Annotated in this window: 19 protein-coding genes and 1 pseudogene; 6 read left to right on the top strand and 14 right to left on the bottom strand. The window is 68.9% G+C overall.

The genetic code is table 11. The features are described 5' to 3' along the window. Positions 1-4: 4 nt before the first annotated feature. Positions 5-1,210 (bottom strand): LCP family protein, encoded by a 1,206-nt coding sequence (locus A37U_RS0116465; RefSeq protein ID WP_020497752.1) that lies wholly within the window; start codon positions 1,208-1,210, stop codon positions 5-7. 180 nt (positions 1,211-1,390) lie between these two features. Here A37U_RS0116465 and A37U_RS0116460 point away from each other — a divergent pair, with 180 nt between their 5' ends. Beyond that, a complete protein-coding gene (locus A37U_RS0116460; RefSeq protein ID WP_020497751.1) occupies positions 1,391-2,227 on the top strand; it encodes an alpha/beta fold hydrolase in 837 nt (278 codons plus the stop codon). Positions 2,228-2,238: 11 nt separating this feature from the next. Beyond that, on the top strand, positions 2,239-2,967 hold the full coding sequence (locus A37U_RS0116455) for an MgtC/SapB family protein (protein WP_020497750.1): 729 nt from the start codon (positions 2,239-2,241) through the stop codon (positions 2,965-2,967). A 7-nt stretch (positions 2,968-2,974) separates the two neighbouring features. Here A37U_RS0116455 and A37U_RS0116450 read toward each other — a convergent pair whose 3' ends face one another. After that, positions 2,975-3,199: a helix-turn-helix domain-containing protein gene (locus A37U_RS0116450; RefSeq protein ID WP_020497749.1), complete on the bottom strand. Its 225-nt coding sequence runs from the start codon at positions 3,197-3,199 to the stop codon at positions 2,975-2,977. 199 nt (positions 3,200-3,398) lie between these two features. Here A37U_RS0116450 and A37U_RS0116445 point away from each other — a divergent pair, with 199 nt between their 5' ends. Then, positions 3,399-4,178, top strand: a complete 780-nt coding sequence (locus tag A37U_RS0116445) for an ArsR/SmtB family transcription factor (RefSeq protein ID WP_020497748.1) — start codon at positions 3,399-3,401, stop codon at positions 4,176-4,178. A 47-nt stretch (positions 4,179-4,225) separates the two neighbouring features. Continuing rightward, on the top strand, positions 4,226-5,599 hold the full coding sequence (locus tag A37U_RS0116440) for an MFS transporter (protein WP_051111656.1): 1,374 nt from the start codon (positions 4,226-4,228) through the stop codon (positions 5,597-5,599). 10 nt (positions 5,600-5,609) lie between these two features. On the opposite strand, the gene A37U_RS0116435 is transcribed toward A37U_RS0116440, so the two are convergent. The 6 genes and pseudogenes from A37U_RS0116435 to A37U_RS44030 form a co-directional block, all read right to left on the bottom strand. Then, positions 5,610-6,398 carry an SAM-dependent methyltransferase gene (locus A37U_RS0116435; protein WP_020497746.1) on the bottom strand — a complete coding sequence of 263 codons (789 nt, stop codon included), beginning with the start codon at positions 6,396-6,398 and terminating at the stop codon, positions 5,610-5,612. Then, the gene (locus tag A37U_RS0116430; protein WP_020497745.1) at positions 6,395-6,697 is read right to left on the bottom strand and encodes a class I SAM-dependent methyltransferase; all 303 of its coding nucleotides are present in this window, start codon (positions 6,695-6,697) and stop codon (positions 6,395-6,397) included. The genes A37U_RS0116435 and A37U_RS0116430 overlap by 4 nt, the downstream gene beginning before the upstream one ends. An 80-nt stretch (positions 6,698-6,777) precedes the next feature. Further along, positions 6,778-7,078, bottom strand: a pseudogene (locus A37U_RS54890) (SAM-dependent methyltransferase). A gap of 88 nt (positions 7,079-7,166) precedes the next feature. After that, a complete protein-coding gene (locus A37U_RS0116425; RefSeq protein WP_020497744.1) occupies positions 7,167-8,795 on the bottom strand; it encodes an ABC-F family ATP-binding cassette domain-containing protein in 1,629 nt (542 codons plus the stop codon). A 178-nt stretch (positions 8,796-8,973) separates the two neighbouring features. Further along, positions 8,974-9,387, bottom strand: a complete 414-nt coding sequence (locus A37U_RS44035; protein WP_157182869.1) for a hypothetical protein — start codon at positions 9,385-9,387, stop codon at positions 8,974-8,976. Between the two features lie 103 nt (positions 9,388-9,490). After that, a complete protein-coding gene (locus tag A37U_RS44030) occupies positions 9,491-10,105 on the bottom strand; it encodes a hypothetical protein (protein ID WP_157182868.1) in 615 nt (204 codons plus the stop codon). A gap of 143 nt (positions 10,106-10,248) precedes the next feature. Here A37U_RS44030 and A37U_RS0116410 point away from each other — a divergent pair, with 143 nt between their 5' ends. Further along, positions 10,249-11,253 carry a helix-turn-helix domain-containing protein gene (locus A37U_RS0116410; RefSeq protein ID WP_020497742.1) on the top strand — a complete coding sequence of 335 codons (1,005 nt, stop codon included), beginning with the start codon at positions 10,249-10,251 and terminating at the stop codon, positions 11,251-11,253. Positions 11,254-11,263: 10 nt separating this feature from the next. Here the strand turns inward: A37U_RS0116410 and A37U_RS0116405 are convergent, their stop codons facing one another. Beyond that, complete coding sequence (locus A37U_RS0116405; RefSeq protein WP_020497741.1) at positions 11,264-12,802, bottom strand: deoxyguanosinetriphosphate triphosphohydrolase family protein; 1,539 nt, start codon at positions 12,800-12,802, stop codon at positions 11,264-11,266. A gap of 143 nt (positions 12,803-12,945) precedes the next feature. Next, the gene (locus A37U_RS0116395) at positions 12,946-13,653 is read right to left on the bottom strand and encodes a class I SAM-dependent methyltransferase (RefSeq protein ID WP_020497739.1); all 708 of its coding nucleotides are present in this window, start codon (positions 13,651-13,653) and stop codon (positions 12,946-12,948) included. A gap of 472 nt (positions 13,654-14,125) precedes the next feature. Between A37U_RS0116395 and A37U_RS0116390 the strand changes: the two genes are divergently transcribed. Beyond that, entirely contained in the window at positions 14,126-14,722 is a 597-nt protein-coding gene (locus A37U_RS0116390) for a TetR/AcrR family transcriptional regulator (RefSeq protein ID WP_020497738.1), read from the top strand. A gap of 39 nt (positions 14,723-14,761) precedes the next feature. On the opposite strand, the gene A37U_RS0116385 is transcribed toward A37U_RS0116390, so the two are convergent. The 4 genes from A37U_RS0116385 to sufC are packed head-to-tail and all read right to left on the bottom strand — an operon-like array spanning position 14,762 to position 17,688. After that, the gene (locus A37U_RS0116385) at positions 14,762-15,166 is read right to left on the bottom strand and encodes a metal-sulfur cluster assembly factor (RefSeq protein WP_020497737.1); all 405 of its coding nucleotides are present in this window, start codon (positions 15,164-15,166) and stop codon (positions 14,762-14,764) included. 8 nt (positions 15,167-15,174) lie between these two features. Continuing rightward, positions 15,175-15,624, bottom strand: coding sequence for a Fe-S cluster assembly sulfur transfer protein SufU (gene sufU / locus A37U_RS0116380; protein WP_020497736.1), 450 nt, complete (start codon positions 15,622-15,624; stop codon positions 15,175-15,177). A gap of 16 nt (positions 15,625-15,640) precedes the next feature. Further along, entirely contained in the window at positions 15,641-16,918 is a 1,278-nt protein-coding gene (locus A37U_RS0116375; protein WP_020497735.1) for a cysteine desulfurase, read from the bottom strand. Further along, positions 16,915-17,688, bottom strand: coding sequence for a Fe-S cluster assembly ATPase SufC (sufC, locus tag A37U_RS0116370; RefSeq protein ID WP_020497734.1), 774 nt, complete (start codon positions 17,686-17,688; stop codon positions 16,915-16,917). Before sufC ends, A37U_RS0116375 begins: the two co-directional genes overlap by 4 nt. Between the last annotated feature and the right edge of the window lie 6 nt (positions 17,689-17,694).

The following is a 17,694-nucleotide window of genomic DNA, read 5'->3' as shown; positions in this document are numbered from 1 at the left end:
GATCTCAGGAACCACCGGCTCCGGTGGAGATCAGGCTCTGCGGGACATCCTGGTCCGAGTTGAGCGCCTCGAACATCTGCTTCGCCTTCGACTTGCTCCACACGACCGAACCGCCGGAACTGCCCGAGACCGGGACGATCGTGGTGTTCACCCCGCCGCTGGAGATCCCGCGCAGGTCCCAGGCGAGCCCGATCAGGTTCCACACGTGGTCGGTGTCGTCCACGGTGAGCGAGCCGGGCAGATCGGCGAGCAGCGGGAACAGCCGGAAGGGGTTGAGGAAGGTCGCCGGGCTGGCCATCTGATCGGCCAGCGCCCCGATGAACTCGCGCTGGTGATTGGTGCGCGCGTAGTCACTCGCCGCGAAGGCGTGCCTGCTGCGGACGTAGCCGAGCGCGTGCTGGCCGTCCAGGTCTTGGCAGCCTGCCTTCAGGTTGATGCCCGCCATGTCGTCCTTGGCCGGCTCCTTGAGGCACATGTTCACCCCGCCGACATCGTCGACGATCCCGGCGAAGCCGCCGAACCCGATCTCCATGTAGTGATCGAGGCGCATTCCGGTGTTCTGCTCCACGGTCTTCGCGAGCAGTTGCGGGCCGCCGTAGGCGAAGGCCGCGTTGAGCTTCGTCCTGCCGTGGCCGGGGATGTTCACCAGCGAATCGCGCATCAGGCTGATCAGCGTCGGCTTGGTGCCGTTCGACGGCAGGTGCAGCAACATCATCGTGTCGGTGCGCTTACCGCCCGCGTCCTGCGAGGTCCCGGTGTGCAGCTTCGCCGCCTGCTCCTCGTCGAGACCCTCACGGCTGTCCGAACCGACGATCAGCCAATTGGTGCCCTCACCGGCCGCGGGCTTGCCCGAGTAGTCGGTGATCGCGTCAACCCGGTTGAGCGAGGTGTCGATGTACACCCCGAAGCCGACGATCAGCACCACGAGCAACAGCACGATCAGGCCGATGATCCGGCGCGGCCGCCACCGGCGCCTGCGCTTGCGCGCCGTGGGCGGACGGCGACCGTAGTCCTCGCCGCCGCGCGGGCGCCCGCCACCCGGATCGCGCTCCGTGCGCGCGGGCGGACGGTACCCCTCGGGTGTGACACGCCCGCGCGCTCCCTCGGGAGCCGCGCGCCCGCGGGGCGGAGTCGGCCGGTACCCCGGTGGCCGGTAGCCACCTCCCTGGTTGCCGTATCGATCCACGATGCCTCGCTGACCACCGTTCATACTCGAAAGGACGTGTCGGCGCGCTACGGGTTGTCACCGAGCGGCCGCGTGCAGGCGGCCAGTGTAGGGCACGCCACGTCACGCTAACGTTGGCCTCGTGACGCTGCTTTCCCGATCCGGCCCTTCCTCCGCTCCTCGAGCCGCAGGCGGTCCTGCGATGCCCGGAAAGGACCGCCTCTCGTGACCGAGCATCTGAGCATTCCCACGCCCGCCGGCTCCTTCGACGCGATCGCGGCCGGCCCGGAGGACGGACGCGGCGTACTGCTGCTGCACGGCTTTCCCCAGTCCTCGCTGGAGTGGTCGCACCAGCTGGCCGAGCTCGGCACGCACGGCTACCGCGCGATCGCCTTCGACCAGCGCGGCTACTCCCCTGGCGTGCGCCCCAGCGAGGTGGCCGAGTACACCGATGAGCAGCTGTGCGCGGATGTTCTCGCGGTCGCCGATGAGCTCGGCTGGAGCCGGTTCGACCTCGTCGGGCACGACTGGGGCGCCTACGTCGCCTGGGCGACCGCGGCCGGAAGCCCGGACCGGGTGCGCACCCTGACCGCGGTCTCGGTCCCGCATCCCGCGCCGTTCCGCGAGGCCGTGCGCACCGACGAGGACCAGCAGACCCGTTCGCGGTATATGCAGACCTTCCGTCAGGCCGGGGTGACCGAGCGTGCCTTCGCGGAGAATCCACAGGCCTTCGCCGCCCTGTTCGAGCGCGCCGTCCCGCACGATCACGTGCGCGAGTACCTGGAACGGCTCGCCGAACCGGGCGCCCTGACCGCCGCGCTGAACTGGTACCGCGCCATGCACCTGAACGGACCGGTGGATCCCGTCACGGTGCCCACGATGTACGTGTGGAGCACCGAGGATGTCGCGGTCGGTTCCACTGCGGCACTGGCCACCGAGCACTACGTCACCGGGCCCTACCGGTTCGAGATGCTCGAAGACCTGACGCACTGGTTGCCCGAGCAGGCCGCCGAACGGCTCTCCGCCCTCCTGCTCGAACACCTCGCGGCACATCGCGCGTAATCTGCACCCACATGACGCTGTTCGAACCGACCGGTCAGGGCTGGACCCAGATCCTCGAGCTGCTGATAGCGCTCGTGCTGTGTTCGCTGATCGGCCTCGAGCGCCAGATCAAGCAGAAGAGCGCCGGGCTGCGCACACACACCCTCGTCGGACTGGGTTCCGCGCTGTTCGTGCTGTTCTCCAAGTACGGATTCGCCGATGTGCTCGCCGAGGGGCGCGTCGTGCTCGACCCGTCCCGGGTGGCCGCGCAGATCGTGTCCGGCATCGGCTTCATCGGCGGCGGGCTGATCTTCGTCCGCCGCGATGTGGTGCGGGGGCTCACCACCGCCGCCGTGGTCTGGGTGTCCGCCGCCGTCGGCTGCGCCTCGGCCGCCGGGCTGCCGCTGCTGGCCGCCGTGGTCACCGGGGCGCACTTCCTCGTGGTGTACGGCTATCCGCCGATGGTGCGGATACTGATGAAGGCCCGCCCGTCGAGCACCGTGGTCCGGGTGCGCTACGCCGACAGCAGAGGTGTGCTGCGCGTGGTGCTCGGCATCGCGACCGGTGCCGGGTTCACCATCGGTGATCTGAGCACGCGCCGGGACGAGGACCCGCTCACCGGAGGGGTGGACGTGCGGATCCGGGTCACCGGGACCACGCCGGTACACGAACTGGTCAGCTCGCTGTCCGAGGTGGACGGCGTGTATTCGGTCCGCACCGAGGACGACGACGCGGACGAAGAGGAGGAAGAGACCGACTAGGCGCGGTCTAGGCCTGCTTGGCCCGCCCGGTCCTGGTCTTCGTGGCACCGCCGCGCCCACGCAGCTGTGCACCGGACTCGCAGAGCACCCGGTGCACGAACCCGTAGGAGCGTCCGGTCGAGGCGGCGAGCACCCGGATGCTCGCCCCCTTTTCGTACTTTTTCTTCAGGTCGGTGGCAAGCTTGGTTCGGTGATTGCCGGTGATACGGGCACCCTTTTTCAGTTCAGCCACTTTTCCCCGCCTCCAGAAGGTCGCGGCTTGTTCCCGTCAGCAGACATGATCGAACAATGACCTAGATCACGCCAGGCGAAACTGGGAAATCCGCCTCCGATGGCCATATCGCTCACCCGGTTGGCGCAGTTCGGCCTACCCAGACGCGTCCTGCCTCGTTTCGGTCCGGACCGAAACGAGGGCGCCGTACGGTGACCGTATGACGGACCCACGACTGGCGACCAGACTCGGTGGTGAGGCCGACTTCGCGGTACCCGCGGAGCTCATCGGCCACCCGGCACGCGCCGCGATGCTGCTCGCGCTCGTCGACGGGCGCGCGCTGCCGATGTCGATGCTCGCCAGCGAGGCGGGGATCGCCGCGTCGACCGCGAGCGAGCATCTCGGCAGGCTCGTGGACGGTGGCCTGCTGCACACCCGTAAGGAAGGCAGGCACCGCTACTACGAGCTGGCCTCCGCGGCGGTGGCCGAGGTACTCGAACAGCTCGCCCGGCTCGCCCCGCCGCGCCCGGTGCGCTCGCTGCGCGCGGGCACTCGGGCGGCCGCGCTGCGGTTCGCGCGCAGCTGCTACGACCACATCGGCGGGCACCTCGGGGTCGCCCTGATGCGCTCGCTGCTCGACCGGCAGGCGATCGTGGGCGGGGACGGCAGGCACCACGAGGGCGACGGCGACCGGCTCTCCGCGCCGGGGCGGGTGCTCGAATACCGGCTCACCGGCACCGCGCACACCCTGCTCACCGAGCTCGGCACCGAACTGCCGATGACCGGAAGGCGCACCGTCGGTTACTGCGTCGACTGGACCGAACAGCGCCACCACCTCGCCGGTACCTTCGGCGCGGTACTGCTGCGCACCTGCGAGGACCGGGGCTGGATCGTCCGGGATGTGCGCGGTATCCGGCGGGCGATCGGCGTCACCGAACCGGGCAGGCGGGCGTTCGCCGAGCATTTCGGCATCGATGTGAACGCGCTCACCACCGGCTGAGCACATTTCGGCCGTACCCGAATATCCGTGGCCCTAGCGTCGATCGCATGCAAGGGGTCACCACACAGCGATCGGCCGGACGACAGGGACGGGTGCTCAACGCCCGGCTGCTCACCCTCAGCCTCGGCTTTTTCGTGGTCATCATGGACGCCACGATCGTCAACACCGCGAATCCCACCATCGGGGCGCAGCTGCACGCGGGACTCGGTGCGCTGCAATGGGTTCTGGACGGCTACACCCTGGTGTTCGCCTGCCTGCTGCTCACCGGGGGAAGCCTGGCCGACCGGTTCGGCGCGCGCCGGGTGTTCCTCACCGGGCTGCTGCTGTTCGCCGTCGCCTCGGCCGGCTGCGGTCTCGCCACCGATGTCACGGTGCTCAACCTCGCCCGCGTGCTGCAGGGCATCGCCTCGGCCTTCGCGCTGCCCAGCTCCCTCTCGTTGATCGCGGCGAGCTTCCCCGATGCCACCAGGCGCGCCCGCGCGATCGGCATCTGGGGCGCGGTCGGCGGGATCGCGGCCAGCACCGGACCGCTGGCCGGTGGCGTGCTCACCGGGACACTCGGCTGGCGGCCGATCTTCCTGATCAACATCCCGATCTGCCTGATCGCCGCGCTGCTGACGATCCGAACCATTCCCGCACCGGCCCCGCGCGCCGGGGTCGGCTTCGACCTGACCGGCCAGCTGACCCTGGTACTGGCCTCGGCCGTGCTCGTTTTCGGGCTGATCAACGGAAAACACGGCTGGGCGGATCCGCTCACCCTCGGCCCGATCGCGCTCGGCCTCGCGGGGTTCGCGGTGTTCGGCCTGGTGGAACGCCGGGTGCGCACACCGATGTTCCCGCTCCCGCTGCTGGGTCACCCCGGCCTCCGGCACTCGCTGCTGGTGGGTTGCGCGATCAACACCGGGCTCTACGGGATCCTGTTCGTGCTGACGTTCTTCTTGCAGCACACCAGGAATCTGCCTCCGCTGCTCGCCGGTCTCGGGGTCGCTCCGCTCGCGGCGATCACCTTGTTCGGCTCCGCGTTCTCCGGCCGGGCCATGGTGCGGTTCGGCACGAAACCGGTGCTGTGCACCGGGGTTTCTCTCGCCGCCCTCGGCGCCGGATGGCTCGCCGCGACCGCGCACGCCCCGTACCCGGCCCTGCTGCCCGGCATGGTGCTGCTCGGGTTCGGCGTCTCGTTCACGATGCCCGCGGCCACCGCGACCGCGATCGGCTCGGTCCCCGCGGAGCGCGCCGGGCTCGCCTCCGGGGCGCTCAACGCCAGCAGGCAGTTCGGCAGCGCGATCGGGGTCGCGGTGCTCGGTTCACTGAGCGAATCCGGCGGGATGGCGCTCGCCGGGATCGCCGGCGCCCTCGCCCTGCTCCTCGCCGTGCCCTCGGCGCTGCGGGCCGGTCGGTCCCGCGCGGGGACTGCCGCGTAGGCCCCGGTGCTCAGCGCTTCCTGCCGACCGCGGCGTACATCGCGGACGCTTCCGGATCCTCGGCTTCCACCGGATCATCGGGGCGCCACTGCTTGGTCCACACCACGCCGGGCTCCACCAGTTCATAGGGCCCCAGCATCGCGGTGAAGCGTTCCTTGCTCCGCAGATGCCCGGAACGGTTCGCCGAGGCCGTGTACCGCGCGGCCACCGCTGCCGTCCGCATCCCCGCTGTTCCCTCGGCGGTGGCGTGCGAGACGATCACGTGGCTTCCCGGAACCGTGGCCGCGGCGTACCGGGCGAGGATCCCGTCCGGGTCCTCCTCATCCGGGACGAAATGCAGGATCGCCAAGGCCATCACCGTGACCGGTTCGGTGAAATCGAGCAGTTCCCCGGCCTTCTCGATCACCTCGTCCACGTCCTGCAACCGGGCCCGCACGGATACGGCCCGCTCGTCCCCGGCCAGCTTTCGCACGCCGTGGGCGGCCGCGATCGGTTCACTGTCCACGTATACGATCTTCGCGTCCGGGTGCACCACGCGGGCCACCTCGTGGGTCGGGTGCGCCGTCGGGATACCGGCGCCCAGATCCAGGAACTGCCGGACCCCCTGTTGCGCGGCGAACCGCACCGCGCGGCCCTGGAACCGGCGGTTGGCGATGGCCGCGATCCGAGCCTCGGGCAGGATCGCGAGCATCGTGTTCGCGAATTCCCGGTCGGCCTCGAAGTTCGCGCCGCCACCGAGGTAGTAGTCGTAGACCCGCGCCACGTTCGGCGTCGTGGTGTCGATGTCCTGCTCGTTCATCTGGTCACGACTTCCTGCCTACAGCGGCGTAGATGGCGAGGTGATCGGCGTCCCCGGGAACGTCCCGGTTGTCCTCCGGGGGCCACTGCGCCGTCCACGTGATCCCCCGGTTCCACGAGGTCGTGGGGCGCCAGGATCGCGGCGAGCTCCTCCTTGGTGCCCACGTATGCCGAATAGTTGGTCCTGCCCTGATACCCGACGGCCACTTTCCGGACCCGGTCGGCGCCCACGCCTTCCACGGTGCCGTGCGAGGCGATCAGGCAGCTGCCCGGCACGGTGGCCTGCACGTATCGGTTCATCGGAGTCCAGCAATGCCCCGGCCAGTGCCGGAACCGTGTCGACGTCTTGGAGTTCCGCCTGCACGACAAGGGAATTCCCGTCATCCTCCAGCCTTCGGCGGGCGTATCTCATGCGTCGGATCCACATTCGGAATACCGGCGCCCAGATCCAGCAACTGCCGAACCCCCTGCTCCGCCGCGAACCGCGCCGCACGCCACAGACAATCCCGGTTCCTCGGCCGCGGCCCGGCCCTCCGGGAGGACCTGCAACACCCGCTGCGCGAGTTCCCGGTCCGCCTTGAAGTTCGCGCCGCCACTCAGGTAGTAGTCATGGGCCCGCGCAACATCGCGCGTCCTCGAATCGATCCCAGCCGAATGGTCTGGTGACCGTTCCTCGGTCATGACTACTCCGTCCGTCGACGTGTCGCGGAGCCCCATGTTGGCACAGCCGGCCACACGCCGTCGCACGGCCGGAGTACCGGTTCAGTATCTAGGCGAGTTCGATGAGCTCGCGGTACTCGTCCGACCAGAAGTCCTCGGTGCCATCCGGCAACAAAATCACCCGTTCGGGTTCGAGCGCGTCCACGGCGCCCGGGTCGTGCGTGACCAGCACGACCGCACCCGCGTAGGAGCGCAGCGCGGAGAGCACCTGCTCGCGAGAGGCCGGATCCAGGTTGTTCGTCGGCTCGTCGAGCAGCAGCACGTTCGCCTGGCTGGACACCAGTCCGGCGAGCGCCAGCCTGGTTTTCTCCCCGCCGGAAAGCGTGCCCGCCGGTTGTTCGAGCTGCTCGCCGGTGAACAGGAAGGTGCCGAGCAGGGTACGCAGCCGCTGCGCGTCGATGTCCGGGGCGAGGTGACGGATGTTCTCCCACACGCTCGCGGCGTGGTCGAGCGTCTCGTGTTCCTGGGCGTAGTACCCGATCCGCAGGCCGTGCCCGGGAACAAGGGAACCCGAGTCGGACTTCTCCATCCCGCCGATCAGCCGCAGCAGGGTGGTCTTGCCCGCGCCGTTGAGCCCGAGCACCACGACCCGTGAACCGCGATCGATGGCGAGGTCCACCCCGGTGAAGATCTCCAGCGAGCCATAGGACTTGGACAGGTTCTCCGCCTGCAACGGGGTTTTCCCGCATGCGGCCGGTTCCGGGAAGCTGATCTTCGCGACTTTGTCGCTGACGCGTTCCTCATCCAGGTTGGACAGCATCTCCTCGGCACGGCGGGCCATGTTCTTGGCCGCGACCGCCTTGGTGGCCTTCGCGCCGAGTTTCGCCGCCTGCGCTTGCAAGGCCGTGGCCTTCTTCTCGGCGTTCGCCCGCTCCCGGCGGCGGCGTTTCTCATCGGTGGCGCGCGCGTCGAGATAGCGTTGCCAGCCCATGTTGTAGAGGTCCACCTCGCCGCGCTGGGCGTCGAGGAACCACACCTTGTTCACCACATCGCCGAGCAGTTCGACATCGTGGCTGATCACCACCAGTCCGCCGTCGTGCTGCTTGAGGAAACCGCGCAGCCAGGAGATCGAGTCCGCGTCGAGGTGGTTGGTCGGCTCGTCGAGCAGCAGTGTGGTGCTCGATCGCCCGCTGGCCCCGGCCTGGGCGGCGGCGAACAGGATGCGCGCAAGCTCGACCCGGCGCCGCTGCCCACCGGAGAGGGTGCGCAAGGGCTGCGGGAGGATGCGGTCCTCGAGGCCGAGGTTCGCGCAGATCCGGGCGGCTTCGCTCTCCGCGGCGTATCCGCCGAGCGAGGCGAACCGCTCTTCGAGCTTGCCGTAGCGGACGATCGCCTTGTCCCGTGCGGAATCGTCGGCGAGCTCGGCCATCTCGGTCTGCGCCTTCTCCATCCGGCGCAGCAGTTCGTCGAGCCCGCGCGCGGAGAGCACCCGGTCCTTCGCCGAGGTCTCCAGGTTGCCCTCGCGCGGGTCCTGGGGAAGGTAGCCGAGTTCCGCCGTGGGGACCACGGATCCCGAATAGGGTTCGCCCTCCCCGGCGAGTACGCGCAGCGTGGTGGTCTTGCCCGCGCCGTTGCGCCCGACGAGGCCGATGCGGTCGCCGGGCTGCACCCGCAGGTTCGCGCCGGAGACGAGGATGCGTGAGCCCGCGCGCAGTTCGAGCTCGGTTGCCGAAATCATGGTGAAAACTCCCGGAAAATGGTCAGGTCAGTGGGCAGGCTTCTCCCCGGATACGGGTCAGCCGGCTATTCGACCCAGACCATCGAGCGGGCGCAGGGCCCGAATTCCACCAGAATCACGAGTTCAGTTTACGTGCCGGGGGCAACGGATTTATCGCTCGGGTGAGCGGTCTCATGAATCAGGATCTCCACCCCGGTCGCCGCCCGGGCGACCTCGTCGAGCAGTTCCCGCCGCGGTTCGCCGATCTGCGGCCGCCACGGTTCGGCCAGCGCAGGCTCTCGTCCCCGGCGAGGACTACGGCGTCCAGCCGGTCCAGTTCGGGGACCAGCACGCGGCGGATGTCCTCGGCGGCCGCGCGCAGCGAGGCCCTGGCCTGCCGGTCGGTGGAGGATCGCCGCACGATCCCGTCCTCGGCGATCCCGAGACTGTGCGCGCGGCTGCGCACCAGAGCCAGGCCGATCCGGCGCGGCCGTTCCAGGTGCGCGAGCAGCGGGCCGAGCTCCAGTCCGGGTTCGGTCCGCTCCGCCTGCCCGAACGGGCCGTAGGGCACCGGTATCTGCGCATAGCTGCCGTCCACGGCGGTCACCCGCACGCTGCGCGCGGTGATCGAGGTGCTTTCCGCGCCCCATGGCCCGCCGTGAACCGCTCGAACCAGCCACGCACCCGCGGGCGCGCCACCCTGATCCGTCTCCCGTTCACGGCCGGACGCCGAGCCACAACGGCACGGGGTGACCGGTCTGCGCGGGCCCCGAGACGCGCACCTTCGTGAACCCCGCCTCGGCGAGCAGCGAACGCACTTGTTCGGCGGGAAGCACCCGGTGCACCGTGGTCGCCGTGTCCACAAGCACCCAGCGGCCACCGGTCTTGCGCAGCCGCAGCACATCGATACTGTACGAGCTGCCGTCCGCGGACCACTCCCACATCGAGGTGATCAGCTCGCGGCCACCGTCATGGCGCAGTACCCGCGGCGGTGCCGTGACCGGGCGCGGTTCGCGGAAGACGGGCACCGCGGCAACGAGCACCCCGCCGGGGCGCAGTGCGGTCAGCGTGGCGCGCAGGAAACCGGGAAGCGTTCCGTCCGCGGCGCGCCGGGGAAAGACGTCCTCGGCGCAGTGCACCGCGTCGAGGCTGCCGTAGGAGCCGTGTTCTCCGGACTCGTCGAGCCGCCCGATCCGGTTCGGCCGCTCCCCCAGCTCCGCGATCGTGAGTGCCAGGACCGCGTCCGCGGGTGCCTCCACGGCGCCGTCACCGCGCTGCACCGGCACTGGGGGCGCCTCGGCTGACGCGAAGCTGCGGGGATCGCGAGACACGGCGACACCGTATGTCCTCGCCTCACCGGGACCAAACAGGCGCCCGTCACGTGTGTCGCACCCTTCGATCGTAGGTACCCGAATCGGGGTCCGTGTGGGTAAATACTCGATGCGTACTACGACCGCGACAGCGGGGAGTCAGCATGACAACGGCGGTGCCGCGACCCGGCATCCACGGCATGGATGGCGTTAACGCTATCGACCAATCGGCTCACGAGGCCGGTAAGCTCCACGAACTGCTCGAACGCGGACCGTTCCCGGACGCCCTGCGCGCCGCGATCGCCGCGAGCGGGCTGAGCCTGGACCGGGTGCAGTATCGGCTGCGCCGTCGTGGTGTACGGGTCAGTGTGGCCACACTCAGCTACTGGCAGTCGGGACGGCGGCGTCCGGAACGCCCGACCTCCCTGGATGCGCTCGCCCATCTCGAGGCGGTGCTCGACCTGGCCCCCGGGGCGCTCTCCGCGCTGCTCGGGCCGCCGCGTCCGCGGGGAAGGCGTGGCCAGGACGGACTGCCCACGATCGAGTCGTTCTGGGGATCGCGTTCCACGGTGAGCCAGCTGCTCTCCGACTTCGACACGACCACCGATCTGCAGCTGCGCAGGCTCTCCCAGTACGACTACGCCACCATCGGCGCCAACCGGGTGATGCGCTCGCACTTCTCCCGTCAGGTCATGCGCGCCGAGCACGACGGCCCGGATCGCTGGCTGCTCGTCTACGACTGGGGCGAGGATGTGCGCGGGCTCGAACGGCCCCGGCCGGAGATCACCCATGTGCGCAACTGCAGCATCGGCGCGGTGCGCACCCATGAGGACACCAGCCTGTTCTGCGTGGAGCTGGTGTTCGCCCGCCCGCTGCGCCGCGGCGAGACCCTGCTGTTCGAATACGAGCTGCGCAATCCCGGCGCGGACCGGACCCTCTCCGAACCGGTGGACCACGTCGCGCGGAAGTTCCGTACCCCGTGCCGGGAGTACTTGCTCGAGGTCCGGTTCGATCCGGGTGCCGTTCCCGCGCGGTGCCAGCAGTACAGCGTGCAGCACGAGGATTTCGTGCGCCGTACCCGCAATCTGGCGGTGGACGAGGACGGCGGGGTGCACACCCTCGCGATGGACTTCGGCGCCGGGGAGTTCGGCGTGCGCTGGGATTGGTGAGCCCTTCTCGCTAGAGCACGAGGGTCTCGGTCCACGGGGTTCCGGTGCGCCCGGTGATCGCGTCCAGCAGCGCCACTGCCTGTGAATCGGTCACCGAGGCCACGTAGTCGAGCACGGCGCGCCCCCTGGCGAGTTCGCGCACCGCCCCGGGCACCTCGGAACGTTCCCTGGTGGTGCTCATGAGCAGTTCGGGCGCCTCCTTGGCGATCGTGGCGTACTCCCCCGCGGCGAGCTCCACGAGATCACGCAGCCGTGCGGGCAACCGGTCGACCTCGTGCCGGTCGGTGAGCCACGCGGTGAGCTCCTCGACCAGGGTGGTCAGCAGCCGAGCCTGACCGCGCTGGTGCATCGCGAAATCCGCGCGCCGCAACACGAACCGCTCGTGCACGAACTTCAGCACCTGTGCCTCGTGCCAGGGTTCGGCATCGAAGAGCACGTGCCCGGAGCGCACCGGCGGCCGCGCCACGAGCCGCACCCCGTCCACGAGCCGGGCGGCCCAGGTGCTGAAGAACCGCGCCACCGCCTGCTCGGCCCCGGTCGATCCGTCGAACGGGCTGGTGAGCAGGCCGTCGACCAGCTCGGTCCGTACCCGGCCCACCGCGGCGGCGAATGCCTCGTCGTCCACCGCCCAGGAGTCCTTCGCGTGCAGCCGCCTGCGCAGTGCCTCGAGCGCGCTGCCCGGGCGGACCCCCGGTGGCTCCAGTGCCTCGGCGGGCAGCGCCGCGAACTGCTCCGCCCCGGAGAGCCATCCGGACAACTCCGCCGAGACGCTGGTGTGCTGCAGCACCCCGATCCGGTAGAAGTCCTCGACATCGTTGATGGCGTTCGCGATGTCATCGGCGGTGTCCATCACCGAAGCCTCGACGGTCTGTCTCCAGGGCTCGATCAGCTTCGCGAACGGCGCCCGCGCGGTGCGCATGTCCTCGAGCTCGGTGACATAGGCACCGAACTTCGCCGAGCCCGCGCTGTCCGGTGCCGCCGCACCGCGCGGAAGCGGGCGCATCGTGCTCGGATGCGGCTGCGGATCCGAGCGCCTGCTCCACGGATACTTCAGCACCGCGGCCCTGGTCGCCGCGGTCAGATCCAGCCCGGCAGCGATCGGGCCCGTGGTGTCGATACTGGTGATGATCCGGAAAGACTGGGCATTGCCCTCGAAGCCGTCCGGTAGCCCGAACCGGTCGCGGGCCATCCGGTCGAGCACCTCCTCGCCGAGATGCCCGAACGGGGCGTGCCCGAGATCGTGCGCCAGCGCGGCCGCCTCGGCGACGTCCGGGTCACAGCCACCGAGCTGAGCGGCCAGAGCCGCCGCCGATTCGTCCGCGCACAGCCGCTCCGCGATCACCCGCGCGATCTGCGCGACCCGCAGACTGTGCGTCAGCCGGTTGTGCAGCAGCAGGCCCGAACCACCCGGGCTCACCACCTGGGTCACCCCGCCGAGCCGGGAGAAGTACGGCGAGGAAGCCACCCGGTCGCGGTCGACGCGGAAAGGATCTGCGGCCAGATCGCGCGCCGGGGCGGTCACATTGCGGCTCTCCCGCTGCTCATTCATCGGATGCGACCTTACCCGCAGCGGAGGCTAAGGAATCGTAGGCGTTTTGTCGGATACCGCCCGCATCATCCGCCCCATGAGCGAACTCGCGACCGAAGCCGCCGGGCCGCTCGCAGTCTTCGGCCCACTCACGATGCGCCGGTTCAATCGCCAGACCTGACCGCCCTCGTGGCGAAGAAGAGGAACCGCGGCTTCGTACTGATGGTCCGGTATTCCTCGGGGAACAGCTCCCGGCACTCGGGCACCGGGGCCGGTTCGGTGAGCCGCTCGATCGCGAACCCGGAAACCCGCAGGGCCTCGGTCATCGCGGTGAGCGGGCGGTGCCAGAACCGCATCGTCACCATTCGGTCCCCCGCGGGCCAGTCCTCGGTGGAGGCATAGGTCGCGAAGTAGTCCTCGCCGCTGGACTCCGCGAAGTCCATCGTGGGGTGATGGGTGGAGAACACCAGCCGTCCCCCGGGCTCGAGCACCCGGTGGAACTCCCGCAGCGTCGGCTCCCAGTCCCGCAGATAGTGCAGTACCAGTGGCGCGATGACCAGGTCGAAACCATTGTCCGGCAGCGGAAGCGGCTCTGCGAGATCAGCGTGCAGCAGCAACGCCTGCGCACCGAGCCGTTCCCTGGCGAGCGCCAGGATCCCCGCACTCGAGTCGATGCCGGTCACGCTCGCACCCCCGGACGACAGCGCTTCGGCGTGCGCCCCCGATCCACAGCCCGCGTCCAGCACCCGGAGGCCGCGCACATCCCCGGCGAGCGCGAGGGTCGCGGGCCGCTCGTAGTAGGCGTTGTACGCGTTCCGCTCGTTGTGCCGCGCGTAATCCTCGGCCAGCACGTCATAGTCGTTGAAGCTCACAGCGGTCGAGACTAATCGGGCAGGTCAAACCGTTTGCCCGCGCGAAACCGGCGATTCCCGGCCGGACATCCGGAGATGCGCTCTGTCAGCGCGTCCAGCCTCGACCAACCCGTTCGGGTAGCCGATCAGGTCAGGACACCAGCACTCTCCGTATCTCCGCTGACCGGGCAGATAACGCCGGTAGCGGCACTCGGCACGTTTCGCTTCCCGGCACCGCGGCCACCACCCCGCCGACCATCCACAGTGGACAGATGGCGCTAGGTTCCGGCTATGGCACGGACCCGCTGCTTCGAACGAGCTCCCGAGCCGGGCACCGCGACCGAGAACCTGCCGAATCCACCCGGCTATGCCATCCGGATATATACCGGCGGTCGCGCGAATGTCACAACTGTTAGCTTTCCGCCAAGTACACCCGATCGGGTAATGCGCTGCCCAAAGACACGTGTTTCAGTACCACGCTAGTCTCACGCCCATGGGCAATCGCGAGGACCTGATGACCGGAGCGCTGCAGTGCTTGCGTGAGAAGGGGTACGCGCGCACCACCGCCAGAGACATCACTTCCGTCGCCGGGACCAGCCTCGCCGCGATCGGTTACCACTTCGGTTCCACGCAAAATCTACTCAACGAAGCCGCGAAGTCACTCGCCGAACAGTGGTTCGCCGCCCGCACCCGGGCCCGTGAAGCGACCACCGGGATCGAGGACCCGGCGGAACGGCTACTCGCCTTCTTCCGGGAAGTGGTCGAGACGTTCACTAGTGACCGGCCCATGACCAAGGCGATCGTGGACATGATGCTGCAGGTCGATCACGTCAAGGAGATCCGTGAGGTCGCCCTGGCCACCTTCCGGCCCGCGATCATCGACTACCTCGTCGCGTTCGAGGGAGTCTCACCCGAATCCGTGGACGAACACACCATCCGCACCGCGGGCAACGTCTACCTCGCGGTGTTCCACGGCCTGATGCTGCACTACGTACTCGACCCGGAAAGCGCGCCCAAACCCGAGGATTTCGTGGCCGGAATGCGCGCGATCGCGGCCCGGCTCGCTCCCGCGAACATGGAACGAGCCTGACCGCGATCAGCACACGCCGCCGGAATACGCTTGACGGCCTCAGATGGTGAAGCCAAGGGCGCGCAACTGCTCGCGCCCTTCATCGGTGATCTTCTCCGGGCCCCAGGGCGGCATCCAGACCCAGTTGATCCGGACCTCGCCGACGACACCGCCACCCGGGCCACCGGTCAGGGCCGACATGGTCTGGTCCTCGATGACATCGGTGAGCGGGCAGGCCGGCGAGGTCAACGTCATGTCGAGGGTGACGCTGTTGTCCGGCTCGACGTGCACGTCGTAGAGCAGCCCGAGATCGACCACGTTGATGCCGAGCTCCGGGTCGACCACATCACGCATGGCCTCTTCGATCTCGTCGATCCGCGCGGCCTGGTTCCCGGCATCGCCCGGCTCGGGCATGTCCGCAGCGGTGCGGCCGTCACGGCTGGTTTCGGTTTGCGTCTCGCTCATCGGTATACCTACTTTTCCGCGTCGACTGCGTTAGCTTTCACGAGCGCGTCCTTGAACGCCATCCACCCGAGGAGGGCACATTTCACTCGCGCCGGGTACTTGGCTACCCCGGCGAACGCGATGGCGTCCTCGAGCACATCCTCGTCCGGCTCGACCTTGCCCCTGCCCTGCATGAGCTCCACGAAGGCGTCCATCGTGGCCAGCGCGTCCTTGGCGGGCCTGCCGATGACCAGGTCGGTGAGCACCGAGACAGCAGCCTGGGAGATCGAGCAGCCCTGACCATCGTAGGACACATCGGCGACCTGCTCGCCGTCCAGCCGCACGCGCAGGGTTATCTCGTCCCCGCAGGTCGGATTGACCTGGAAGGACTCACCGTCGAACGGCTCGCGCAGCCCGCGGGCGTGCGGGTGCTTGTAGTGGTCGAGGATGATCTCCTGGTACATCGAGTCCAGCTGCATGAACCAACCAACCTGCCTAGACCTTGAAGAATTCCTGCGCCGCGCGAACACCCTCGAACAGCGTGTCCACTTCGGACAGTTCGTTGTACAAGTACGGCGTGGCCCGCACGGTCGCCGGGATACCGAACCGCTGGTGCAGCGGCCATGCGCAGTGGTGCCCGACGCGGACGGCGACCCCGTAGGAGTCGAGCACCTGACCGACATCGTGCGGGTGCACCCCGTCCACGGTGAAGGACACGACCGCGCCGCGCTGTTCGGTGGTCTCCGGCCCGACGATGGTGACCCCGGGGATCTCTCCGAGACCGCGCAACAGCGCCGCGGTGAGCTCCCGCTCGTGTTCGGCGATCGCACCCATGCCGAGCAGCTTCAGATAGTCCACCGCCGCGCCGAGACCGACCGCCTGGGCGATCATCATGCTGCCCGCCTCGAACCGCTGCGGCGGCGGCGCGAACGTGCTTCCGGCCATCCGTACCATCTCGATCATCGAGCCACCGGTGAGGAACGGGGGCATCGCCTGGAGCAGTTCGGAACGCCCGTAGAGCACACCGACCCCGGACGGTCCGAGCATCTTGTGCCCGGAGAACACCGCGAAATCCACCCCGAGCGCGCCGAAGTCCACCCCGCTCTGTCCATGAACCCCGTGCGGCACCGACTGGCAGGCATCGAGCACGGTCAGCGCGCCGACCTCGTGGGCCTTGCGCACCAGCGTCTGTACCGGGTTGACGGTGCCGAGCACGTTCGACTGGTGGGTGAAGGCGAGGACCTTCGTCCGTTCGGTGACCAGCTCGTCGATGTTCGAGAGGTCGAGCCTGCCTTCCCCGGTGACCCCGAACCAGCGCAGCGTGGCACCGGTCCGCTGGCACAACTGCTGCCACGGCACCAGGTTCGCGTGGTGCTCCATCTCGGTGACCACGATCTCGTCACCGGGACCGAGCGCGAACCGCTCCGCCTCCGGACCGGAGGTCGAGGCGTTCCCCATCGCGTAGGCGATCAGGTTGATGCCCTCGGTGGCGTTCTTGAGGTACACCACCTCGTCCGGCTTCGCCCCGACGAACGCGGCGATGTTCGCGCGCGCGTCCTCGTAGGCATCGGTGGCCTCCTCGGCGAGCTGGTGCGCTCCCCGGTGCACGGCGGCGTTGTGCTGCTCGGTGTACTCCCGCTCGGCCTCGAGGACCTGGTTCGGCCGCTGCGAGGTAGCGCCCGAATCCAGGTACACCAAGGGTTTCTCGTCGCGCACGGTGCGCGCGAGGATCGGGAAATCCTTGCGTACCCGTGCGACGTCGATGGCGGTCATACCGTGGCGGCTTCCTTCTTGTTCCCGGTGTAGGCCACGTAGCCCTCTTCCTCGAGCTTGTCGGCCAGCTCCGGGCCGCCGGACTCGACGACCTTGCCGCCGGCGAACACGTGCACGAAGTCCGGCTTGATGTGCTTGAGGATCCGCGTGTAGTGGGTGATCAGCATGATGCCGTGCCCACCGTCCTCGCGGTAGCGGTTCACGCCTTCGGAGACCACGCGCAGCGCGTCCACGTCGAGGCCGGAGTCGGTCTCGTCCAGGATCGCGAACTTCGGGTTGAGCAGGTCGAGCTGCAGGATCTCGTGGCGCTTCTTCTCACCGCCGGAGAAGCCCTCGTTCACGCTGCGCTCGGCGAAGGCCGGATCGATGTCCAGCGCGCCCATCGACTCCTTGACCTCCTTGACCCAGTGGCGCAGCTTCGGGGCCTCGCCACGGACCGCGGTCGCGGCGGTGCGCAGGAAGTTCGACATGGAGACGCCGGGAACCTCGACGGGGTACTGCATCGCGAGGAACAGCCCGGCACGGGCGCGCTCGTCCACGCTCATCTCGAGGACGTCCTCGCCGTCCAGGGTGACCGAGCCGGAGGTGACTTCGTACTTCGGGTGCCCGGCGATCGCGTAGGACAGCGTGGACTTGCCGGATCCGTTCGGGCCCATGATCGCGTGGGTCTCGTCGGACTTGATGGTCAGGTTGACCCCGTGCAGCAGTTCCTTCTGCCCCTCGTCGGTGTTCACCGCGACGTGCAGGTCCTTGATCTCAAGGGTGCTCAATGTTCG

It is taken from the genome of Sciscionella marina DSM 45152 (assembly GCF_000379465.1).
Lineage (GTDB): Bacteria > Actinomycetota > Actinomycetes > Mycobacteriales > Pseudonocardiaceae > Sciscionella > Sciscionella marina.
Note: the sequence above shows the minus strand (reverse complement) of the source record. Positions and strands in the feature narration are given on the sequence as shown.